The following is a 19,566-nucleotide window of genomic DNA, read 5'->3' on the forward strand; positions in this document are numbered from 1 at the left end:
CAGTCCCCCTTGGGGCTCTGTCCCCGGTGGGTACCCGCCCCCCCCGCGCGCCCCGGCCGGCGCCCCCCGCGGCGCCGCCGGACGGCAGCCACCCGGGAGCCGGCCATGGGGCCGGCTCCCGCACCGGCACGCCGGTCCCCTGACTTTCACATGGACGTCACCGCACCCTTCCCTCCCGTTCGGTGCTCTTGGAACACTCGCTGCGCGCAGCACTCACCCGTTCCGGCCGTCCGTGCACGAGGATGTGAGGACCTTCATGCCGTCACCCACCCCCGAGGTCAACCGGCGCCGCTTCCTGCAGATAGCGGGCGCGACCACCGCGTTCACCGCGCTGTCCGGCAGCATCCAGCGCGCGGCGGCCCTGCCCGCCCACCGCCGCACCGGATCGATCGAGGACGTCGAGCACATCGTCGTCCTCATGCAGGAGAACCGGTCCTTCGACCACTACTTCGGCACCCTCCGCGGCGTCCGGGGCTTCGGCGACCCGCGCCCGGTGCCGCTGCCGAACGGCAAGCCGGTGTGGCACCAGACCAACGGCGCGGGCAAGGAGGTGCTGCCCTTCCGCCCCGACGCCGACGACCTGGGCCTGGCCTTCGTCCAGGACCTCCCGCACGGCTGGAACGACGGGCACGCCGCACACGACCGGGGCCGCTACGACCAGTGGGTGCCGTCCAAGGGCACGACGACGATGGCGTACCTGACCCGCAAGGACATCCCGTTCCACTACGCGCTCGCCGACGCGTTCACCGTCTGCGACGCCTACCACTGCTCGCTCATCGGCTCCACCGACCCCAACCGCTACTACCTGTGGACGGGCCACACCGGCAACGACGGCAAGGGCGGCGGCCCCGTCCTCGGCAACGAGGAGGCGGGCTACAGCTGGACGACGTACCCCGAGCGCCTGGAGAAGGCGGGCGTGTCCTGGAAGATCTACCAGGACGTCGGCGACGGGCTCGACGCCGCCGGCGGCTGGGGCTGGATCAACGACGCCTACCGCGGCAACTACGGGGACAACTCGCTGCTGTACTTCAACCAGTACCGCGGCGCCAAGCCCGGCGACCCGTTGTACGACAAGGCCCGCACCGGCACCGACGCCCGCACCGGCGAGGGCTTCTTCGACCGGCTCAGGGCCGACGTCACGGGCGGGAAGCTGCCGCAGATCTCCTGGATCGTCGCCCCCGAGGCCTTCTCCGAGCACCCCAACTGGCCCGCGAACTACGGTGCCTGGTATGTCTCCCAGGTCATCGACGCGCTGACCGCCGACCCGGCGGTGTGGGCGAGGACCGCGCTGTTCCTGACCTACGACGAGAACGACGGCTTCTTCGACCACCTCGTCCCGCCCTTCCCGCCGGCCTCCGCCGCCCAGGGCCTGTCCACGGTCGACGCGGGCCTCGACCTGTTCAAGGGCGACGCCGGCCACGTGGCCGGTCCCTACGGACTCGGCCAGCGCGTGCCGATGCTGGTGATCTCACCGTGGAGCAAGGGCGGTTTCGTCTGCTCCGAGACGTTCGACCACACCTCGGTCATCCGGTTCATGGAGCGCCGCTTCGGGGTGCGGGAGCCGAACATCTCGCCCTGGCGGCGGGCGGTCTGCGGGGACCTGACCGCGGCGTTCGACTTCTCCGGCAAGGACACCGCCGTCGTCTCCCTGCCGGACACCGCCAAGTACGCGCCGCGCGACCACAACCGTCACCCCGACTACGTGCCGACCCCGCCGGCCCAGGGTTCCCTGCCCCGCCAGGAGCCCGGACGACGGCCCACCCGGCCGCTCAGGTACGCCCCCGTGGTGGACGGTTCGGTGGACGCGGCGGCCGGGAAGTACACGCTCACCTTCGCCTCGGGCGCGCAGGCCGGGGCCGCCTTCCTGGTCACCTCGGGCAGCCGCTCCGACGGCCCCTGGACCTACACCACCGAGGCCGGCAAGACCCTCTCGGACACCTGGAACTCGGTCTACTCCGGGGGGTCGTACGACCTGAGCGTGCACGGCCCCAACGGTTTCCTGCGCGTCTTCAAGGGACCCGGCAGGACGGCCGGTCCCGAGGTCACCGCGCGGCCGGCCGGCGACGACATCGAGCTGACCTTCACCAACAGGGGCGCGAAGGCGGTGGATCTCGCGGTGTCGGACGGCTACGGCGGGGGCCGCACGACGGTCCAGGTCCAGCCGGGTGCGACGGTGCGCCGGCGGGTCGTACTGGCGGCGAGCGCGCGCTGGTACGACCTGACCGTCACCTCGGGGGCCGATCCGTCCTTCCTGCGGCGGTTCGCCGGTCACGTCGAGAACGGCCTTCCGGGGGTGAGCGATCCGGCGATCGCGGCCGGCTGACCGGCGGGCAGACAGCGGTTGCTTTCCGGCCGGCTCGCGGTAGTGTGCCCCGGTGACCACGCATTCGAACACACCTGCAGGCTGGTACCCGGACCCCCACGGGGCGGCGCAGACGCTGCGCTACTGGGACGGCGCGCAGTGGACCGAGCACACCCACGCCGCCCAGCAGGCTCCCGCGGCCCAGCAGGTGCCGGGCGGGCCGGCCGGTGCCGACGCGCGCGTGCAGCGTCAGGTGCAGCAGCAGGCCGGCGTCGCCCCCGGCGGCGTCGGCGGCGGCACCCTGTTCAGCGAGCCGGTCCTCGTGGTGAACCAGAAGGCCAAGCTGATCGAGCTGACCAACGAGTACAAGGTCTTCGACCAGAACGGCAACCAGATCGGCGCCGTCACCGAGATCGGCCAGAGCACGCTGCGCAAGGCCCTGCGGTTCGTCTCCAGCCTGGACCAGTTCATGACCCACCGGCTGGAGATCCGCGACGGTCACGGGCAGCCGCAGCTCGTGCTCACCCGGCCCGCGAAGTTCGTCAAGTCGCGGGTGATCGTCTCGCGTCCGGACGGCTCGGAGGTCGGCGAGATCGTCCAGCAGAACGTCTTCGGCAAGATCAACTTCGCGATGAACGCGAACGGGCAGCAGGTCGGTGCGATCAAGGCGGAGAACTGGCGCGCCTGGAACTTCGCGATCGTCGACCACGCCGACAACGAGGTGGCCCGGATCACCAAGACGTGGGAGGGGCTGGCCAAGACGATGTTCACCACGGCCGACAACTACGTCCTGCAGATCCACTACCAGCTTCCCGAGCCGCTGCTGAGCCTGGTGGTGGCGACGGCGCTGACCGTCGACACGGCCCTCAAGCAGGACTCGCGCGGCTGGGGCTGATCCGGCACGGGCCGCGTTCGCGGCTCCTAGAGCGGGGTCAGGTGTTCCGGCCCGCAGGGCGGTGGCCCGGGCAGGGGCACGTGCAGCGGCAGCAGCAGCGGTTCCCTGGACGCCCCTTCCGGCTCCAGGGCGAGGACGGCGGCCACGGGGTGTGTCTCGTCGTCGCCGTCCTGCGCGGGCACGAGGACGGGGGCGGACTCGGGTACGGACGCGGGTTGCGGCCCGGACGCGCGCCCGGGCACCGGTTCGGGCGCGGACGCGGGCCCTGGCAGGGACACGGGTCCGGGTCCGGACGTGGCGTCGGCCGCGGGCGCGTTCGCCGGGTGCGCGCGTGCGCCTTCTCCGGGGCCGGGTGCCTCTTCCACGGGATGCGGGTGAGGGGCCGCCCGCGACAGTTCGACCACCCCCCAGGCGGCGAACGCCGCTCCCGCGAGCGCGAGCAGCACACCCCGTACGCCGCCCTGCAGCCCCTGGCCCAGCAGGGTCAGGCCGATCAGCGCGGCGGCCACCGGGTTCGTCAGCGTCACCACCGCCAGCGGCGCGCCCAGGCCGCCCCGGTAGGCGGTCTGCGAGAGCAGCAGCCCGCCCGTCGCGAACGCCGCGACCAGCAGCGTCACGACGATCACGCGGGCGCTCAGCAGCGGACCGGTGTGGTCCGTCGCCGCCACGGTCACAGTCTGGGTGAGCGCGGACGCCACGCCCGAGGCGACACCGGAGGCGGTCGCGTGCCGCAGACCCGGCCGCGCCCCGGGCCGCGACAGGGCACCGATCAGGACCGCCGTGGCTCCCGCGACCGCCAGGGCCTCGGCGGGGCTCAGCACCTGCTTCGGCGCGGGTCCGGACGCGGCCAGCAGCAGCGCGCCCAGTCCGAGCAGGGTGCACGCGGTGCCCCGCCACTCGGCGGCGACGACCCGCCGGCCCGCCAGGCGCGCCCCCATGGGCACGGCGGCCACCAGCGTGAGCGCGCCGAGCGGCTGGACCACGGTCAGCGGCCCGTACTTGAGGGCGACCACGTGCAGCAGGGCCGCCGACCCGTTCAGGGCGACCGACCACCACCAGGCGCCGCGGCGCAGCAGCCCGAGCGCGCCGGTGCCCGCGGCCGCCCGCGAGGCGAGCCGTTCCTGGGCGACGGCCGCGGCGGCGTAGGCGACGGCGGAGAAGAGCGAGAGGACCACGGCGAGCAGCGCGGCGTTCATCGGACCGCTCCGACGAGGGGGCCGTTCTCCTCGGCCGGCGCGGGCCGCTGCCGGCCCAGGGCGAGGGTCACCGGGCGGCGGTGCGGCAGCGGGAGCGCCACCAGGGCGATGCCGAGCAGGGCGGCCGCCGCGACCGAGTCGAGCCAGTAATGGTTGGCGGTGCCCACGATCACCAGCAGGGTCAGCAGCGGGTACAGCAGCCACAGCCAGCGCCAGCGCGAGCGGGTGGCGGCGATCAGCGCGACGGCCACCATCAGGGCCCAGCCGAAGTGCAGCGAGGGCATGGCCGCGAACTGGTTCGACAGGTGGTCCGTCTTCGGCGGTCCGTAGACCGAGGGTCCGTAGACGCGCGCGGTGTCGACCAGGCCGGTGGCGGCGAGCATGCGCGGCGGGGCCAGCGGGAACGTGAGATGCAGCACCAGGGCGGCGGCGGTCAGCGCGGCCAGGGCCCGGCGGGTCCAGACGTAGTGCGCGGGACGGCGCAGGTAGAGCCAGACGAGCAGACCGACGGTGGCCGGGAAGTGCACGGTGGCGTAGTAGGTGTTCGCGATGCGGACCAGGGTGTCGCCGTGCAGCAGCAGGGACTGCACCGCGCCCTCGCCGGGCAGGTGGAGCGCCCGTTCCAGGTGCCACACGTGGTGTGCGTTGCGGAAGGCCTCGCCGGTGTGGTCGGCGGCCAGTTGGCGCCCCACCTTGTAGACGAGGAACAGGCCCGCGACGAGCAGCAGCTCGCGCACGAGTGCGGGCCGCGCGGGCCTCGTGGGCTCCGCGGCGGCGGCCTCGTTTCGGGATGTCATGCCCCGGCCCCTTCGCGTGCGGGTGTTGCGTGTGTGCCGTATGGGTGGTGCCGACCGGTACGCGAGCGGTGACCGCGCCGGGAGCATCGATACGACATCGTACCGATACGCCAGTGTACCGATACGATGGAGTACCGGTACACTGGCGTATCGGTTGAGGTCTCTCACACCCGAGACGAAGCGCACCCGAGGGCGGCTGGAGCCGTCCTGGTGGCACGAGCGACAGCGAGGAGTAGAGCGATGACGTCGCAGGCCGCGGACGGACCGGACACGGTTGTCGCCTCGCGCCGCTCCAAGATCACGCCCGAGCGTGAGCGGGAGTTCTTCGACGCCGTCCTGGAACAGATCCGCGAGTGCGGGTACGACGCCGTCACCATGGAGGGTGTCGCCGCCAGCACGCGCTGCAGCAAGTCCACGCTCTACCGGCAGTGGAAGAACAAGCCGCAGTTCGTGGTGGCCGCCCTGCGCGCGAACCGGCGCACCCGCTTCGGCGGCATCGACACCGGCTCGCTCGTCGAGGACCTCCGGCAGGCCGCCCGGGCCGCGGGGGAGTGGTCCGGCAAGGACACCCGGCTCCTGCAGGCCCTCGGTCACGCGATCATGCAGGACCCCGAGCTGAAGCAGGCGCTGCGCGAGACCCTCGTGGAGCCGGAGATCGCCGCGCTGCGGGAGATCCTGCGGCGCGGGGTCGAGCGCGGCGAGGTCGACGCGGACAACCCGGCGCTGGCGTACGTGCCCGCGCAGATGTTCGGCGTCCTGCGCATCCGTCCCGTGCTGGAGGGGACGTACGCGGACGCGGACTACATGGTCCGGTTCGTGGAGGCCGCCGTGCTGCCCGCGCTCGGCCTCACCACAGGACTCAGGCCGCCGTCCACGGGATGACTGGACGGTGACCTGTGCGCGCCGCACCGTGGGGACGGGGGCGGCGCACTCCCGGCCGGGCCGGGTTCCTCCGGAGCGGAGAGGAACCCGGCCCGGCCGACATCCACGGCGGCGCCTCAGACGTGCTGGCCGCTGCCGCCGCCCGAGGACACCTTGATCCCTCGGGTGATCTCGTCGAGCACGGACTGCTGCTGGTCGGCGTCCACGCCGAAGCGCACCACGACCAGCCGTCCGGGGTTCGCCGGGGACGGGAAGGCCAGCGACTCGACCAGCCCGTCGGCGCCCTTGCTGGTGACCGCCTTCCAGCGGACCAGGTAGCCCTTCTGCCCGGCCACCGTGACCGCCTTGGAGGCGAGGACCTGGTGCGAGGTGATCGCGCCGTAGGTCTTGCCGCCGTAGGACTCCTCGGCGTTCGCCGCGATGTCGGCCTTGGCGACCTCCTCGGCGGTGCTGCCCCGGGTGCCCAGCACCATCGCGGGCGCCGAGTACGCGCCGCCCTTGGTGCAGGACTTGGAGGTGTCGCCGGGGCACTTGTAGGCGGCGTCGGAGGTGATCTGGGCGCCCACGCCGATCTGCTGCCCGTACCAGCCGTCCGGCACGGGCAGGCTGATGCCGTTGGCCGGATCGGGCACCGACCCGCTCCTGATCTTCGGCGCCTCGGACCCGCCGGAGCCCCCGGCACCTCCCGACCCGCCCGGGCCGTCCGGTCCGCCGGACCCGTCCGAGCCGCCGCTCCCGCCCGGCGCGCCGAACGGGCCGCCCCGGCCGCCGGAACCCTCCCGGTCGCCGGGTCCGCCCTGCCGGCCCCGGTCCTGCCAGGACCCCGCGCGGTCGCGGCCCCCGCCGTCGTCCTTGCTCAGCGCGTACACGCCCACCCCGATGCTCGCCAGCACCGCGGCGGTCACCGCGACGGCGATGCCCGTGCGCAGTCCGCGGCGCGGACGCGCCGGCGGCTGCCCCGGGTAGCCCGGGTAGCCCGGGTACCCCGGGTACGCCGTAGGGCCCGGATGTCCGGGAGGACCGGGCGGGCCCGTGGGTATCGGGGCCTGCGGATCACCTTGCGGTGCCGGGTGCGGCGCCTGGGCCGGGGGCTGCGCCGGCGGACCCCATGCGGCGGCCGATCCGGCGGGGCGCGTCCGGTCCGTCCACGTCTTGCCGTCCCACCAGCGCTCGGTGGCGGGACCGTCACTTGTCTGCCCGGGGTCGGGGTACCACCCGGGAGGAGTCACCTGCGTCATGCCCCCACCGTATGAGGCGTCCGTGAAAGAGGTATGAGAGGGCTCTGCTCCACCGCCACCGCCCTTGCCCGGAACGTCTGTTGACATGTCGTGCTTTCCCCCGCAGGTCGCGGGAGCGCCCCGTCGCCCGGCCGCACCGCACGTCACCCGTCACGGGAAGAGCTGCCCGGTCCGGCCTCCGTTCGGGCGGCCCGGCGGCTAGGCTCGGCACCCGTACGTCGTTCGGGCGACTTGGGGAGGTAGCGGGATGACGGAGGGACGGCCGGGAGCGGCCGCCTCGGCCTCCCTGTGGGAGCGCGACGAGGAAGTCACCACCATCCTGCGCGCGGTGGAGGACCTGTGCGCCGACCGCGCCTCCTGCGGCGGACTGCTGGTCCTGCAGGGCGAGGCCGGACTCGGCAAGACCGCCCTGCTGGCCGAGACCCGCCGCATCGCCGAGGAGCGCGGCTGCACGGTGTGGTCGGCGCGCGGCGGCGAGATCCTGCGCTCCGTCCCGTTCAACGTGGTACGGCAACTGCTGCAGCCCGCGCTGCTGTCGCTGATGCCCGAAGAGGCCCGCGAGTACCTCGGCGAGTGGTACGGCATCGCGGGACCGGCTCTCGGCATAGCGGAACCCGGTGAGGGCCAGGCCGACCCGCGCAGCGTGTGCGAGGGCCTGGTCGACGCGGTGAGCCGGCTGGCCTCCCGCGACTGGCCGCTCGTGCTCCTGGTCGACGACGCCCACTGGGCCGACGAGGAGAGCCTGCGCTGGCTCGCCGCCTTCGCCGAACGCCTCGACGAGCTGTCCGTCCTCCTCGTGGTGACCCGCCGCCCCGGCGAGGTGAGCGGGGACGGCGCCCGCCTGCTGGAGACCGTCGCCGCCGCCGCGGGCGTCCACACCCTCAGCTCCCTGTCCCCCGACGCCACCGCCCACCTCACCCGCACCACCCTCGGCACGCACGCCGACGCCCCCTTCTGCCGCGAGGTGTGGGCGGTCACCGGCGGCAACCCCTACGACACCGTCGAACTCCTCGCCAAGGTCCGCGACAGCGAACTGCAACCCGTCGAGGCGCACGCCGGGGAGCTGCGCGAGCTGAACCGCACCGCCCGCGGCGGCGGACTCGTCGCCCGCCTCGAGGAACTCGGCATCGACGCCACCCGGTTCGCCTGGGCCGCCGCCATCCTGGGCACCGGCATCTCCGTCGGTCTCGTCGCCCGGCTCGCGACCATGGACCACCAGGACGCGGTGCGCTGCGCCGAGCTGCTGCGCGGCGCCCGCATCCTCACCGAACCGGACCCGGCGAGCACGCGGGGCGGCGACAGCGACCTGGAGTTCGTGCACCCGCTCATCGCCACCGCCGTCTACAACTCCATCCCCGACGCCCTGCGCACCGCCATGCACGGCATCGCCGCCCAGATCGTCGACGACTGCGGCCTCGGCGCCGCGGCCGCCTCCCGGCACCTGCTGGAAGTCCATCCGGACGACGACGAGGAACTCGTCGAGCAACTGCGCCAGGCCGCCCGCGAACACCTCGCCGTCGGCGCCCCCGAAGCGGCCCGCCGCTGCCTGGAGCGGGCCCTGCTGGAGCCGCCCACCCCCGACGTGCACGCACGCGTCCTGTACGAACTGGGCTGCGCGACCCTGCTCACCGCCCCCGCCACCACCATCGACCACCTCCAGCTGGCGCTGAGCATGCCCGGCCTGGACGGCGCCATCCGGGTGGACGCGGTGTGGCGGCTCTCCCAGGCACTGCTGCACAACAACCAGCTGGAGGAGGCCGTCCGCACCATCGAGGCGGAGGCCGCCCGCCACGCCCCGGGCCCCGTCCGGCTGCGGCTGCACGCCGTCCAGTACATGTGGGAGGGCCTGCACACCGGCGAGACCATCACCCCCGACCGCTCCGAACGGCTCGCCGAACTCGCCGCCGGCTGCACCGGGCGGGACAACTCCGAGCGGGCCCTGCTGATCCTGCGCGGCTTCGACGCCATGGCCCGCGGCGAGAACGCCGAGGAGGTCGTCGAAGTGTGCGACCGCGCCCTCGTCAACGGCCGCCTCGCCCCCGGCCTCGGCTGGACCGACGCCGAGTGGGGCATCGAACTGCTGCTGATGCTCGCCAGCGCCTACGCCTACAGCGACCGCCTGGACCGCGCCGAGACCCTCTACAACGAAGCCCTGCGGGCCTACGAGAGCGCCCACTGGAACGGCGGCCACCTCGCGCTCGCCCACGCCTACGTCGGCCTCGGCCACCGCAGACGCGGCCGGCTGCGCGAGGCGGAGGCGGCCCTGCGCGAGTCGCTGCGCATCGCCGAGCGGGTCGGCCGCGGACTTCCCCTGTACTGGACCGCCACCTGCAACCTCGTGGACACCCTGCTCGCCCGCGGCCACGTGGAGGAGGCCTGGGAGATCGCCGAGCGCTACGGGTTCGCCCCGCCCTACCCGGCCACCATCGTGATCCCCGACCCGCGCAGCGTCCGCGGCAGGCTGCTGCTCGCCGCCGGCCGCACCAGGGAGGGCGTGGCCGAGCTGGAGGCCGCCGAGAAGGCGGCGGCCGTCCGCGGCCACCACAACCCGGTCATGGTGCCCTGGGCGGCCGACCTGGCCCGCGCCCTCGCCACCGAGGAGCCCGACCGGGCGGCACGGCTCGCCGCCGACGTCCGGCGCCAGGCCGAACGGTTCGGCACCGACACCGCCATAGGGGAGGCACTGCGCTGCGCCGCCGCGCTGGAGACCGGGCAGCGCGCGGTCGGTCTGGCCGCCCAGGCCGTCACCTACCTGGAGGCCTCGCCCTGCCAGTACGAGCACGCCGCCGCCCGCGTCGAGTACGGCATCGCCTCGCGTTCGGTCGCCGAGCTGAACAAGGGTTTGGCCCTGGCCCGTTCGTGCGGCGCGGACGGCCTGGCGGCCCAGGCGCGCGAGGTCCTGGAGTCGGGACGCGGGCTGCGGTAGCGCGGGGAGCGGACCCGGCGCACCGACCGGCGCCCCTTGGCCGGGCCGCTGCCACCGGGGGCACGGCCGACCGGGCTCCCCGCCGGCTTCTCGCCGGACCGCTGGACGGGCTCCCCGCCGGCTTCCCGTCGGCTCCTCGCCGGGCCGCGCCCGGACCGCTCGGCAGGCTCCGCCAGGTGCGCTCCGCGCCGGGCTTCTCGCCGGGCCTCCGGGCGGGCTCCTCGCCGGGCCTCTGGGCTGGGCTGCCCGTCGGGCCTCTCGCCTGATCTCTAGGTGCGCTCCGCGCCGGGCTTCTCGCCGGGCCTCCGGGCGGGCCGCTCGGCGGGCCGTGCGCCGGACTCCTCTCCGGCCGGCCCGGCGGGCTGCGCGCCGGGGTCGGGGCGCGACCGCTCGACGGGTTCCTCGGCCAGGACCCGCTGCGCCACCGCGAACGCGGAATTGGCCGCCGGCACCCCGCAGTACACGGCACTCTGCAACAACACCGCGCCGATCTCCTCGGGCGTCAGCCCGTTGCGCCGCGCCGCCCGGACGTGCATCGCCAGCTCGTCGTAGTGGCCGTGGGCCACCAGCGCCGTCATGGTGATCATGCTGCGCTCGCGCCGGCTCAGCGTCGGATCGGTCCAGATCTCCCCCCAGGCGTAGCGGGAGATGAAGTCCTGGAACCGGGCGGTGAACGGCGTCTGCCGGTCCTGCGCCCGGTCCACGTGGGCGTCGCCCAGCACCGCCCGCCGCACCCGCATGCCCCGCGGGGCCGGGCCGTCGAGCTGGGTGCGCAGGGCGGTCAGGACGGCCCGCGGACACTGCGCGGGCGCCAGGTGAGAGGCGCCCGGCACCTCCACCAGGGCCGCGCCGGGCACCGCGTCGGCGATCTCCCGCAGGTGCGCGGGCGGCGTGGCCGGGTCCTGCCGGCCCGCGATCAGCAGCGTGGGCACGGTGATCCCGGACAGCCGGCCGGTCAGGTCGAAGGCAGCCAGCGCGTCGCAGCACGCGGCGTAGGCCGCGGGGTCGGCGTCCCGGTGGTCGCGGATCAGCTCCGGCACCGTGAAGTCCCCGGCGAACCAGCGGGAGTTCGCGCTCTCCACCAGCCACTGAAGACCCTCGCGGCGGACCCGCTCGGCCCGCTCCCGCCACGCCCGCGCACCGCCGAAGTGGGCCGAGGAGCAGATCACTGCCAGGGACGTCAGACGCTCGGGACGGTGCACGGCCAGGTGGAGCCCCACCGCGCCGCCCAGCGACACCCCCGCGTACGCGAACCGCTCGACGCCCAGCGAGTCCGCGAGCGCCAGCACCAAAGAGGCGAGGTCGCCGACGGTCGCCCCGGCCGCGACGAGGTCCGCCGCCGAGCCGCCGTGCCCCGGCAGGTCCCAGCGGACCACCCGGTGCGAGACGGCCAGCTCGGGCGCGACCCCGTCCCACAGGGCGTACGACGTCCCCAGGGACGGACCGAGCAGCAGGGCGGGTGCCGAAGCGGGGCCTTCGAGGCGGTGGTTCAGTGTCAACGTCGCTCCAGAGCGCGGTCGGTCAGGGCTCCGGCGGAGCCGGTGCAGCGGGTCGGGTCGGTGAGGGCGGCCAGATCGACGCCCCGCAACTCGGCTTCGACGGACAGGAGTTCACCGAAGTCGCGATCCTCGGCGTAGGCCCGGCGGGCCAGTTCGGTGAGCAGTTCCCTGGCGCGGGCCCGGCCGAGCAGCGGCGTCAGCTCGGCCGACAGCCGCTCGGAGACGATCAGCCCGTGGGTCAGGCCGAGGTGCGCCCGCATGGCGTCCGCGTCCACCCGCAGCCCACCGGTCAGCTCCGCCGCGTCGCGGGCGGCGCCGCCGACCAGCCGCAGCAGGTCGCGCAGCGGCTCCCACTCGGCGTGCCAGGCGCCCGCGGGCCGCTCGTCCTCGGCCGCCATCGAGGCGTACAGCGTGGCCGCGAGGTGCGGGGCGCGGCGGGCGGCGGCCGCGATCAGGGTGGCGCGCACGGGGTTCGCCTTGTGCGGCATGGCGGAGGAGCCGCCGCCGCTGCCCTCCGCCAGCTCCGCGATCTCGGTACGGCACAGGACCAGCACGTCCGCCGCCGCCTTCCCCAGCGCCCCCGCCGTGAAGGCGAGGCATCCGGCCAGGTCGGCGACCGGGGTGCGCAGGGTGTGCCAGGGCAGCAGCGGCTCACGCAGGCCCAGTTCACGGGCGTAAGCGGCCGCGAGCACGGTCGGGTCGGCGGCGCCGTACGCCGAGAAGGCCGCCAGCGTCCCCGCCGCGCCGCCCAGTTGGGCGGGCAGCGCGGCGCGGACGCCGGCGACGCGGTCCCGGGCGTCCAGGACCAGCGACCGCCAGCCGGCCGCCTTGAGTCCGAAGGTGGTGGGCACGGCGTGCTGGGTGAGGGTCCGGCCGGGCATGACGGTGTCGCGGTGGGCGGCGGCCAGCCGGGCCAGCGCCGCCTCGGTGCGGGCCAGGTCGGCCAGGACCACGGCGAGGGTGCGGGCGGCGACCAGCATCGCCGCCGTGTCCATGATGTCCTGGCTGGTCGCGCCCCGGTGGACGTAGGCGCCGTACTCCTCGCCCACCGCCGCGGTCAGGTCGGCGACCAGGGGGATCACGGGGTTGCCGCCGCCGCGGGCACGCTCGGCGAGCGCGCGCACGTCGAAACGGGCGGGATCCGCGGCCCGGGTCACCGCGTCGGCCGCGGCCGCGGGAGCGAGGCCGAGCGAGGCCTGCGCCCGGGTGAGCGCGGCCTCGGCGTCCAGCAGCGCCCACAGGAAGGCGGTGTCGCCCGTCCCGTTCGCGGCGGCGGAGGCGGCCCACCCGGGGCCGAGCAGGCCGGAATCCGGATCGGTGCCGGTGCCGGTGCCGTGTCCGGTGCTGGTGCCGTGGCCGGGGCCCGTGGGCTGTGGTGCGGGTGATGTCACCGGAACTCCAGGAAGACCGTCTCGCCCTCACCCTGAAGGCGGATGTCGAAACGGTACGCCCCGCTGTCCTCGCGCACCGCGACCAGTGTGGCGCGCCGCTCCTCGTCCAGCCGGGCGAGCAGCGGATCGGCGGCCAGGGCGGTGTCGTCACCGGGCAGGTAGATCCGGGTGAACAGGTGGACCAGCAGGCCGCGCGCGAACACGCACACGCTGAGGTACGGGGCGTTCCGCCCGCGCGAGCCAGGCCGCAGGGTCCGCGCGTACCAGTGGCCGTCGGCGTCGGTCTGGATCCGCCCGAAGCCGGTGAACTCCACGCCGTTGCGGCCGAGGAACCCGCCGGAGGCCGCATCGCGCCGCATCGAGCCGTCGACGGCGGGCAGCTCGCCGGCCGGGTCCGGTCCCCACAGCTCCACGAGCGCGTCGGGCAGCGGGCGCCCCTCGCCGTCGTACACGTGGCCGTGCACGGTGAGCGTGTCCGGATGTCCGGCGGGCGCGATGTCCTCGCCGCCGGGGAAGGGCAGGGCATAGCCGTAGAAGGGGCCCACGGTGTGCGACGGCGTGGGCGGCAGGCCCTGCGCGACGCCCTCGGGGCCGCTCGTGTCGGTCTTCGTCATGGCAGGTCAGCGTCCTTCTTCGGGCCAGGTGGCGGCCGGGCCGTCCAGCACGATGTCCCAGTGGTAGCCGAGTGAGAACTCCGGCACCGACAGGCTGTGGTCGTAGGCGGCGACCAGCCGCTGCCGGGCGGCGTCGTCCGTCACGGACTGCAGGATCGGGTCGTAGGGGAAGAGCGGGTCGTTCGGGAAGTACATCTGCGTCACGAGCCGCTGGGTGAAGGCCGAGCCGAAGACGGAGAAGTGGATGTGCGCGGGCCGCCAGGCGTTGACGTGGTTGCGCCACGGGTACGGGCCCGGCTGGACGGTGGTGAAGTGGTAGCGGCCCTCGGCGTCGGTCAGGGTGCGGCCGACGCCCGTGAAGTTCGGGTCGAGCGGGGCGTCGTGCTGCTCGCGCTGGTGGGCGTAGCGGCCCGCGGAGTTGGCCTGCCAGATCTCGACGAGCTGGCCGCGCACCGGGCGGCCGGCCCGGTCGAGGAGCCGGCCCGAGACGGTGATCCGTTCCCCGACCGGCTCCCCGGTGTGCTGCCGGGTGAGGTCGCTGTCGGTCTCGGTGACGTCCCGCTCACCGAAGGCGGGCGAGGTCAGCTCCACCAGCTCCGGGTCCTTGCTGACGTCGATGGCGACCAGCGGCTGCCGGGGGTGGCGCAGCACCGAGGAGCGGTAGGGCGCGTAGTCGCGGCGCGGATGGTGCTCGACCGGCGCGCCGGCGGCGCGCCGCTTCTGGTACGCCGCGTGCTCGGCCGCGATCTCCTGGTCGATGTCGTGCTGGGTGAGGGGCATGGGACACCTGGTGCTTCCTTGAGTGCTCCGGACGAAAGAAAGTCCCGGGCAGTCAGCGTTCGAGGACGAAGGTGAGGCCCTGGGCGGCGCCGATGCGGAGGGTGGCGACGCCGGTTCCGGAGCCCTTGCGGGCGAGCTGGTGCGTGACGGTGTCGGCGAGGCGGCACCGGAGGACGTCGTCGATCCGGGCCGGGTCCGGGCCGGGTGTCCGGGCGAGGAGTCCGCGCAGGGCGTGGGCGGCCAGGGCGTCCCGGCGCACGCCCGCGAGGGCGCCGTCGCACTTTCCGGACGGGGTGCGCACGGCGTCGGCCGCGTAGACGTCCTTCACCTGCGGTCCTCCGCGACGGTCAGCTCGGCGTCGGTCCTGCGGGCGATCTCCTCGACGCTCACCCCGGGCGCGGTCTCCACCAGCGCGAGTCCGTCACCGGTGACGTCCAGGACGCCGAGGTCGGTGATGATCCGGTGCACGCAGCGCTTGCCGGTCAGCGGCAGCGTGCACTCCCGGACGATCTTCGGGGAGCCGTCCTTGGCGGTGTGCGTCATCACGACGACGACCGTGCGCGCACCGTGCACGAGGTCCATCGCCCCGCCGATCCCGGTGACCATCCTGCCCGGCACGGCCCAGTTCGCCAGGTCGCCGGCCTGCGAGACCTGCATGGCCCCGAGCACGGCGACGTCGATGTGGCCGCCGCGGATCATCGCGAAGGACAGCGCCGAGTCGAAGAACGAGGCGCCCGGCAGGACCGTGACGGTCTCCTTGCCCGCGTTGATCAGGTCCGGATCGACCTGGTCCTCGGCCGGGTACGGGCCGGTGCCCAGGATGCCGTTCTCCGACTCCAGGACCACCTCCACACCCGGCGGCAGGTGGTTCGGGATCAGCGTCGGCAGTCCGATGCCCAGGTTGACGTACTGCCCGTCACGCAGCTCGCGGGCCGCACGGGCGGCCATCTCCTCACGTGTCCACGCCATCAGGCGCTCACCGCCCCTCGCGTACCGGGCACGGACACCGTCCGCTTCTCGATCTTCTTGTCGGCGGCCTGCTCCGGGCTCAGGGCGACCACGCGCTGCACGAAGATCCCCGGCAGGTGCACCGCGTCCGGGTCGAGCGCGCCGGGCTCGACCAGCTCCTCCACCTCCGCGATCGTCACCTTGCCGGCCATGGCGGCCGGCGGGTTGAAGTTGCGGGTGGACCTGTTGAAGACGAGGTTCCCGTGCCGGTCGCCCCGCGCCGCCCGGACCAGCGCGAAGTCGGTGCGGATGCCGCGCTCCAGCACGTACTCGGTGCCGTCGAACTCGCGGACCTCCTTCGGCGCGGAGGCCACCGCAACCCCGCCGGAGCCGTCGTAGCGCCAGGGCAGTCCGCCCTCGGCGACCTGCGTGCCCACCCCGGCCGGGGTGTAGAAGGCCGGGATCCCGGCCCCGCCCGCGCGCAGCCGCTCGGCCAGCGTGCCCTGCGGGATCAGCTCGACCTCCAGCTCACCGGCCAGGTACTGCCGGGCGAACTCCTTGTTCGCGCCGATGTAGGAGCCGGTCACCCGGGCGATCCGGCCCGCCGCCAGCAGCACCGCCAGCCCGGAGTCCATCGCCCCGCAGTTGTTCGACACCACCGACAGGCCGCCCACGCCGCGCTCGTACAGCGCCTGGATCAGCACGTCCGGCACACCGCTCAGCCCGAAACCGCCCACCGCCAGCGACGCGCCGTCCGGCACGTCGGCCACCGCCTCCACGGCCGTCGCGACCACCTTGTCCATCGAAAACAAGCCTCATCTCTGCCGAGCGCCGCCGACCCGCACCGGCCCAGACAGTCAGCGCACTGATTAATTCGGTGAAGGTGCCCTCACGCTGCCACCGGTGGGACGGGCCGTCAAGAGCGCCAGGGAAAGGGACCGAAAGGGGCTGCATCAGGAACGAGGGAGGCCCGGCGAGCGGTATCGTTCAGTGCACGTACTAAAAGGCGGGCGCCCCCACGCGTCTGCCGAGCCGCGTGCACGAAGACGTGTACGAAGATGTGCGTACGAGGTCGTGCGTACGGCCGGGCAGCCACGACGACGCGGCTACGACGACGTACGTGCGACCAGGCAGGGCCGCACCAGCAGACCTACCCCGAGGAGCGCACATGGCCGCGGTGGACCTCACGACGCACCCCGGGCACCTGGCCCGCCGGCTCCAGCAGGCCCACTACCTGCTGTGGAACACGATGGTCTCCGAGGAGATCACCTCACCCCAGTTCGCGGTCCTCAACGCGCTCGTCGCCGAACCGGGACTCGACCAGCGCACGGTGGGGGAGCGGGTGGGCCTGGACCGGTCCACCATCGCCGAGGTCATCAGCCGGCTCAGCCGCCGCGGCCTGCTCGACAAGGTCCGCGATCCGCAGGACGGCCGCCGCTTCCTGCTCCGCCTGACCCGCGAGGGGGACCGCACCCACCGCCGGCTCACCGTGCGCACGGCCCGGATGAACCAGGTCTTCCTGGGCCCGCTCAGCGCGACGGAGCAGGCCCAGTTCTTCGACCTCATCCGGCGCGTCGCGGACGCGGCCGAGGGCCTGCGCAACCCGCCGGAACCGGCCGCCGCGCGCCCCTGACCCGCGGGGCGCCCGCCCCCGCGGGCCCGCCCCGGCGGGTTCGCCCGTCCGGCCCCGGGTACCCGGCCGTCCGTCAAGGCACCGGAGCGTGACGGAAGGGGCGCGACACGATGAAGGCAGTGACCTGGCAGGGCAAGCGCGACGTCCGGGTGGACGACGTCCCCGACCCGAAGATCCAGGAACCGACGGACGCCGTCATCCGGGTCACCTCGTCCGGGCTGTGCGGCTCCGACCTGCACCTGTACGAGGTGCTCACCCCGTTCATGACCCCCGGCGACATCCTCGGCCACGAACCGATGGGCATCGTCGAGGAGGTCGGCCCCGAGGTGACGAATCTGAGGCCCGGCGACCGGGTGGTCGTCCCGTTCCAGATCTCCTGCGGCCACTGCGTCATGTGCTCCACCGGTCTGCAGACCCAGTGCGAGACCACCCAGGTCACCAGCGAGCACATGGGCGCCGCGCTGTTCGGTTACACCCGCCTGTACGGCGCGGTCCCGGGCGCGCAGGCCGAGTACCTGCGGGTGCCGCAGGCCCAGTACGGCCCGATCAAGGTGCCCGAGGGCCCGGCGGACGACCGCTTCGTCTACCTCTCCGACGTGCTGCCCACCGCCTGGCAGGCGGTCGCCTACGCCGATGTCCCGCGCGGCGGCACCGTCGCCGTGCTCGGACTCGGCCCGATCGGCGACATGGCCTGCCGGGTCGCCCTGGCCCGCGGCGCCGGACGGGTGTTCGGGGTGGACCTGGTCACCGAACGTCTGGACCGCGCCAGGGGCCGCGGGGTGGAGACCTACGACCTGCGCGACTTCGACAGCGAGAAGGAACTGGTCGCCGCCATCCACGACGAGACCGGCGGGCGGGGCCCCGACGCGGTGATCGACGCGGTCGGCACCGAGGCGCACGGCAGCCACGTCGCCCGGCTCGTCCAGCAGACCGCCGCGATCATGCCGCGCGCTCTGAGCGGACCGCTGGCCGAACGCTTCAGCGTGGACCGGCTCACCGCCCTGTACACCGCGATCGACCTGGTCCGCCGCGGCGGCACCATCTCCCTCTCGGGCGTCTACGGCGGTTCGGCCGACCCGCTGCCGCTGCTCACCATGTTCGACAAGCAGCTCCAGATCCGCATGGGCCAGGCCAACGTCCGCCGCTGGACCGACGACATCCTGCCCTACCTCACCGACGAGGATCCGCTCGGTGTCGACGACTTCGCCACCCACCGGGTGCCGCTCACCGAGGCACCGCACGCGTACGAGATGTTCCAGCGCAAGCAGGACGGCGCGGTCAAGGTCCTCATGACCCCCTGAGACGCAAAGTCCTCACGCCTCCTGGCGCCCGCCCTGCCGACCTGACCGTGAGCCCGGCCCCGCCCGGCCCGCGGTCACGGCCCGGAGCCCAGGATCTCGGCGAGGTCGTAGCGGACGGGCTCCTCCAGCTGGGCGTACGTGCAACTGCTCGGGGTGCGGTCCGGGCGCCAGCGCCGGAAGCGCGCCGTGTGCCGGAACCGCGCCCCGTTCTCCATGTGGTCGTACGCCACCTCCGCCACCCGCTCCGGCCGCAGCGGCACCCAGGACAGGTCCTTCTTGCCCGACCAGCGGCTCGGCGCGCCCGGCAGCCGGGCCGACTCGTGGGCCGCCTCCTGGGACCACGCGGCCCAGGGATGCCCGGCCGTGTCGTCCATCCGCAGCGGCGCCAGCTCCTCGATCAGCTCCGCGCGCCGCTTCATCGGGAAGGCCGCCGACACCCCGACGTGCTGGAGGGTGCCCCGGTCGTCGTAGAGGCCGAGCAGCAGCGAGCCGACGACCGGACCGCTCTTGTGGAGGCGGTAGCCGGCGACCACCACGTCCGCCGTCCGCTCGTGCTTGATCTTGAACATGGCCCGCTCGTCCTGGAGATAGCGCAGCCCCAGGGGCTTGGCGATCACCCCGTCCAGACCCGCGCCCTCGTACTGCTCGAACCACTGCCGCGCCACCTCGGCGTCCGTCGTCGCGGGCGCCACGTGCACCGGCGCCCGCACTCCCCGGAGCGCCCTGACCAGCAGCGCCCTGCGGTCGGTCAGCGGCACGTCCAGCAGCGACTCGCCGTCCAGCGCGAGCAGGTCGAAGGCGACGAACGAGGACGGGGTGCGCTCGGCCAGCGTGCGCACCCGCGAGTCGGCCGGGTGGATCCGCTCGGTCAGCGCGTCGAAGTCCAGCCGTCCCTCCCGGGCGATCACGATCTCCCCGTCCAGCACGCACCTGCCCGGCAGCCGCTCCTTGAGCGCCGCCACCAGTTCGGGAAAGTACCTGGTCAGCGGCTTGCCCGTACGGCTGCCCAGCTCGACCTCGTCGCCGTCGCGGAACACGATCGCCCGGAACCCGTCCCACTTCGCCTCGTACTGCATGCCCGGCGGGATCTTCGCCACCGGCTTGGCGAGCATCGGCTTCACGGGCGGCATCACGGGGAGATCCATGCCAGCGATTCTGCGCGCC

16 protein-coding genes and 1 pseudogene are annotated in these 19,566 nt (G+C 74.1%); 6 read left to right on the forward strand and 11 right to left on the reverse strand.

Going from position 1 to position 19,566, the window contains the following annotated elements; translation table 11 throughout:
- The first annotated feature begins 256 nt into the window (after positions 1–256).
- Both ABZ719_RS28285 and ABZ719_RS28290 read left to right on the forward strand, forming a co-directional pair.
- Positions 257–2,323 (forward strand): phosphocholine-specific phospholipase C, encoded by a 2,067-nt coding sequence (locus ABZ719_RS28285; RefSeq protein ID WP_366728004.1) that lies wholly within the window; start codon positions 257–259, stop codon positions 2,321–2,323.
- A gap of 52 nt (positions 2,324–2,375) precedes the next feature.
- Complete coding sequence (locus tag ABZ719_RS28290) at positions 2,376–3,197, forward strand: phospholipid scramblase-related protein (RefSeq protein ID WP_366728005.1); 822 nt, start codon at positions 2,376–2,378, stop codon at positions 3,195–3,197.
- Between the two features lie 26 nt (positions 3,198–3,223).
- Here the strand turns inward: ABZ719_RS28290 and ABZ719_RS28295 are convergent, their stop codons facing one another.
- Together ABZ719_RS28295 and ABZ719_RS28300 are read right to left on the reverse strand one after the other, a co-directional pair.
- Positions 3,224–4,393 carry a hypothetical protein gene (locus tag ABZ719_RS28295; protein WP_366728006.1) on the reverse strand — a complete coding sequence of 390 codons (1,170 nt, stop codon included), beginning with the start codon at positions 4,391–4,393 and terminating at the stop codon, positions 3,224–3,226.
- Positions 4,390–5,190: a phosphatase PAP2 family protein gene (locus tag ABZ719_RS28300; protein ID WP_366728007.1), complete on the reverse strand. Its 801-nt coding sequence runs from the start codon at positions 5,188–5,190 to the stop codon at positions 4,390–4,392. Before ABZ719_RS28300 ends, ABZ719_RS28295 begins: the two co-directional genes overlap by 4 nt.
- Before the next feature lie 240 nt (positions 5,191–5,430).
- Between ABZ719_RS28300 and ABZ719_RS28305 the strand changes: the two genes are divergently transcribed.
- Positions 5,431–6,072 (forward strand): TetR/AcrR family transcriptional regulator, encoded by a 642-nt coding sequence (locus tag ABZ719_RS28305; RefSeq protein ID WP_366728008.1) that lies wholly within the window; start codon positions 5,431–5,433, stop codon positions 6,070–6,072.
- A 116-nt stretch (positions 6,073–6,188) separates the two neighbouring features.
- Here the strand turns inward: ABZ719_RS28305 and ABZ719_RS28310 are convergent, their stop codons facing one another.
- Entirely contained in the window at positions 6,189–7,310 is a 1,122-nt protein-coding gene (locus ABZ719_RS28310; RefSeq protein ID WP_366728009.1) for a DUF2510 domain-containing protein, read from the reverse strand.
- A 247-nt stretch (positions 7,311–7,557) separates the two neighbouring features.
- On the opposite strand from ABZ719_RS28310, the gene ABZ719_RS28315 reads away from it, so the two are divergent.
- On the forward strand, positions 7,558–10,236 hold the full coding sequence (locus ABZ719_RS28315) for an AAA family ATPase (protein WP_366728010.1): 2,679 nt from the start codon (positions 7,558–7,560) through the stop codon (positions 10,234–10,236).
- Positions 10,237–10,505: 269 nt separating this feature from the next.
- On the opposite strand, the gene pcaD is transcribed toward ABZ719_RS28315, so the two are convergent.
- The 7 genes and pseudogenes from pcaD to ABZ719_RS28350 form a co-directional block, all read right to left on the reverse strand.
- A complete protein-coding gene (gene pcaD, locus ABZ719_RS28320; protein ID WP_366728011.1) occupies positions 10,506–11,735 on the reverse strand; it encodes a 3-oxoadipate enol-lactonase in 1,230 nt (409 codons plus the stop codon).
- Positions 11,732–13,036, reverse strand: a complete 1,305-nt coding sequence (gene pcaB, locus ABZ719_RS28325) for a 3-carboxy-cis,cis-muconate cycloisomerase (RefSeq protein ID WP_366728057.1) — start codon at positions 13,034–13,036, stop codon at positions 11,732–11,734. The genes pcaD and pcaB overlap by 4 nt, the downstream gene beginning before the upstream one ends.
- Positions 13,037–13,122: 86 nt before the next feature.
- Positions 13,123–13,740 (reverse strand): protocatechuate 3,4-dioxygenase subunit alpha, encoded by a 618-nt coding sequence (gene pcaG / locus ABZ719_RS28330; protein ID WP_366728012.1) that lies wholly within the window; start codon positions 13,738–13,740, stop codon positions 13,123–13,125.
- A gap of 6 nt (positions 13,741–13,746) precedes the next feature.
- The gene (gene pcaH, locus ABZ719_RS28335) at positions 13,747–14,520 is read right to left on the reverse strand and encodes a protocatechuate 3,4-dioxygenase subunit beta (RefSeq protein WP_366728013.1); all 774 of its coding nucleotides are present in this window, start codon (positions 14,518–14,520) and stop codon (positions 13,747–13,749) included.
- A gap of 172 nt (positions 14,521–14,692) precedes the next feature.
- Positions 14,693–14,848 (reverse strand): annotated as a pseudogene (locus tag ABZ719_RS28340) (3-oxoadipyl-CoA thiolase); the annotation flags it as partial.
- Positions 14,845–15,489: a CoA transferase subunit B gene (locus tag ABZ719_RS28345; protein WP_366728014.1), complete on the reverse strand. Its 645-nt coding sequence runs from the start codon at positions 15,487–15,489 to the stop codon at positions 14,845–14,847. The pseudogene ABZ719_RS28340 and the gene ABZ719_RS28345, both read right to left, overlap by 4 nt.
- Positions 15,489–16,271 carry a CoA transferase subunit A gene (locus tag ABZ719_RS28350; RefSeq protein ID WP_366728015.1) on the reverse strand — a complete coding sequence of 261 codons (783 nt, stop codon included), beginning with the start codon at positions 16,269–16,271 and terminating at the stop codon, positions 15,489–15,491. The genes ABZ719_RS28345 and ABZ719_RS28350 overlap by 1 nt, the downstream gene beginning before the upstream one ends.
- 365 nt (positions 16,272–16,636) lie before the next feature.
- Between ABZ719_RS28350 and ABZ719_RS28355 the strand changes: the two genes are divergently transcribed.
- Both ABZ719_RS28355 and ABZ719_RS28360 read left to right on the forward strand, forming a co-directional pair.
- The gene (locus ABZ719_RS28355; protein ID WP_366728016.1) at positions 16,637–17,101 is read left to right on the forward strand and encodes a MarR family transcriptional regulator; all 465 of its coding nucleotides are present in this window, start codon (positions 16,637–16,639) and stop codon (positions 17,099–17,101) included.
- A 110-nt stretch (positions 17,102–17,211) separates the two neighbouring features.
- Entirely contained in the window at positions 17,212–18,402 is a 1,191-nt protein-coding gene (locus ABZ719_RS28360) for a zinc-dependent alcohol dehydrogenase (protein ID WP_366728017.1), read from the forward strand.
- A 74-nt stretch (positions 18,403–18,476) separates the two neighbouring features.
- Here ABZ719_RS28360 and ABZ719_RS28365 read toward each other — a convergent pair whose 3' ends face one another.
- The gene (locus ABZ719_RS28365) at positions 18,477–19,547 is read right to left on the reverse strand and encodes an ATP-dependent DNA ligase (protein ID WP_366728018.1); all 1,071 of its coding nucleotides are present in this window, start codon (positions 19,545–19,547) and stop codon (positions 18,477–18,479) included.
- Between the last annotated feature and the right edge of the window lie 19 nt (positions 19,548–19,566).

Origin of the sequence: Streptomyces sp. NPDC006743 (genome assembly GCF_040703815.1) — a bacterium.
Taxonomy (GTDB): domain Bacteria; phylum Actinomycetota; class Actinomycetes; order Streptomycetales; family Streptomycetaceae; genus Streptomyces.

What these genes read in the sequence shown, in the direction of transcription:
- ABZ719_RS28285 (WP_366728004.1), top strand. Translation starts at nt 257, where the DNA reads ATGCCGTCACCCACCCCCGAGGTCAACCGGCGCCGCTTCCTGCAGATA.
- ABZ719_RS28365 (WP_366728018.1), bottom strand. Translation starts at nt 19,547, where the DNA reads ATGGATCTCCCCGTGATGCCGCCCGTGAAGCCGATGCTCGCCAAGCCG.
- pcaG (WP_366728012.1), bottom strand. Translation starts at nt 13,740, where the DNA reads ATGACGAAGACCGACACGAGCGGCCCCGAGGGCGTCGCGCAGGGCCTG.
- ABZ719_RS28350 (WP_366728015.1), bottom strand. Translation starts at nt 16,271, where the DNA reads ATGGACAAGGTGGTCGCGACGGCCGTGGAGGCGGTGGCCGACGTGCCG.
- ABZ719_RS28310 (WP_366728009.1), bottom strand. Translation starts at nt 7,310, where the DNA reads ATGACGCAGGTGACTCCTCCCGGGTGGTACCCCGACCCCGGGCAGACA.
- ABZ719_RS28300 (WP_366728007.1), bottom strand. Translation starts at nt 5,190, where the DNA reads ATGACATCCCGAAACGAGGCCGCCGCCGCGGAGCCCACGAGGCCCGCG.
- ABZ719_RS28315 (WP_366728010.1), top strand. Translation starts at nt 7,558, where the DNA reads ATGACGGAGGGACGGCCGGGAGCGGCCGCCTCGGCCTCCCTGTGGGAG.
- ABZ719_RS28345 (WP_366728014.1), bottom strand. Translation starts at nt 15,489, where the DNA reads ATGGCGTGGACACGTGAGGAGATGGCCGCCCGTGCGGCCCGCGAGCTG.
- ABZ719_RS28295 (WP_366728006.1), bottom strand. Translation starts at nt 4,393, where the DNA reads ATGAACGCCGCGCTGCTCGCCGTGGTCCTCTCGCTCTTCTCCGCCGTC.
- ABZ719_RS28360 (WP_366728017.1), top strand. Translation starts at nt 17,212, where the DNA reads ATGAAGGCAGTGACCTGGCAGGGCAAGCGCGACGTCCGGGTGGACGAC.
- pcaH (WP_366728013.1), bottom strand. Translation starts at nt 14,520, where the DNA reads ATGCCCCTCACCCAGCACGACATCGACCAGGAGATCGCGGCCGAGCAC.
- ABZ719_RS28305 (WP_366728008.1), top strand. Translation starts at nt 5,431, where the DNA reads ATGACGTCGCAGGCCGCGGACGGACCGGACACGGTTGTCGCCTCGCGC.
- ABZ719_RS28355 (WP_366728016.1), top strand. Translation starts at nt 16,637, where the DNA reads ATGGCCGCGGTGGACCTCACGACGCACCCCGGGCACCTGGCCCGCCGG.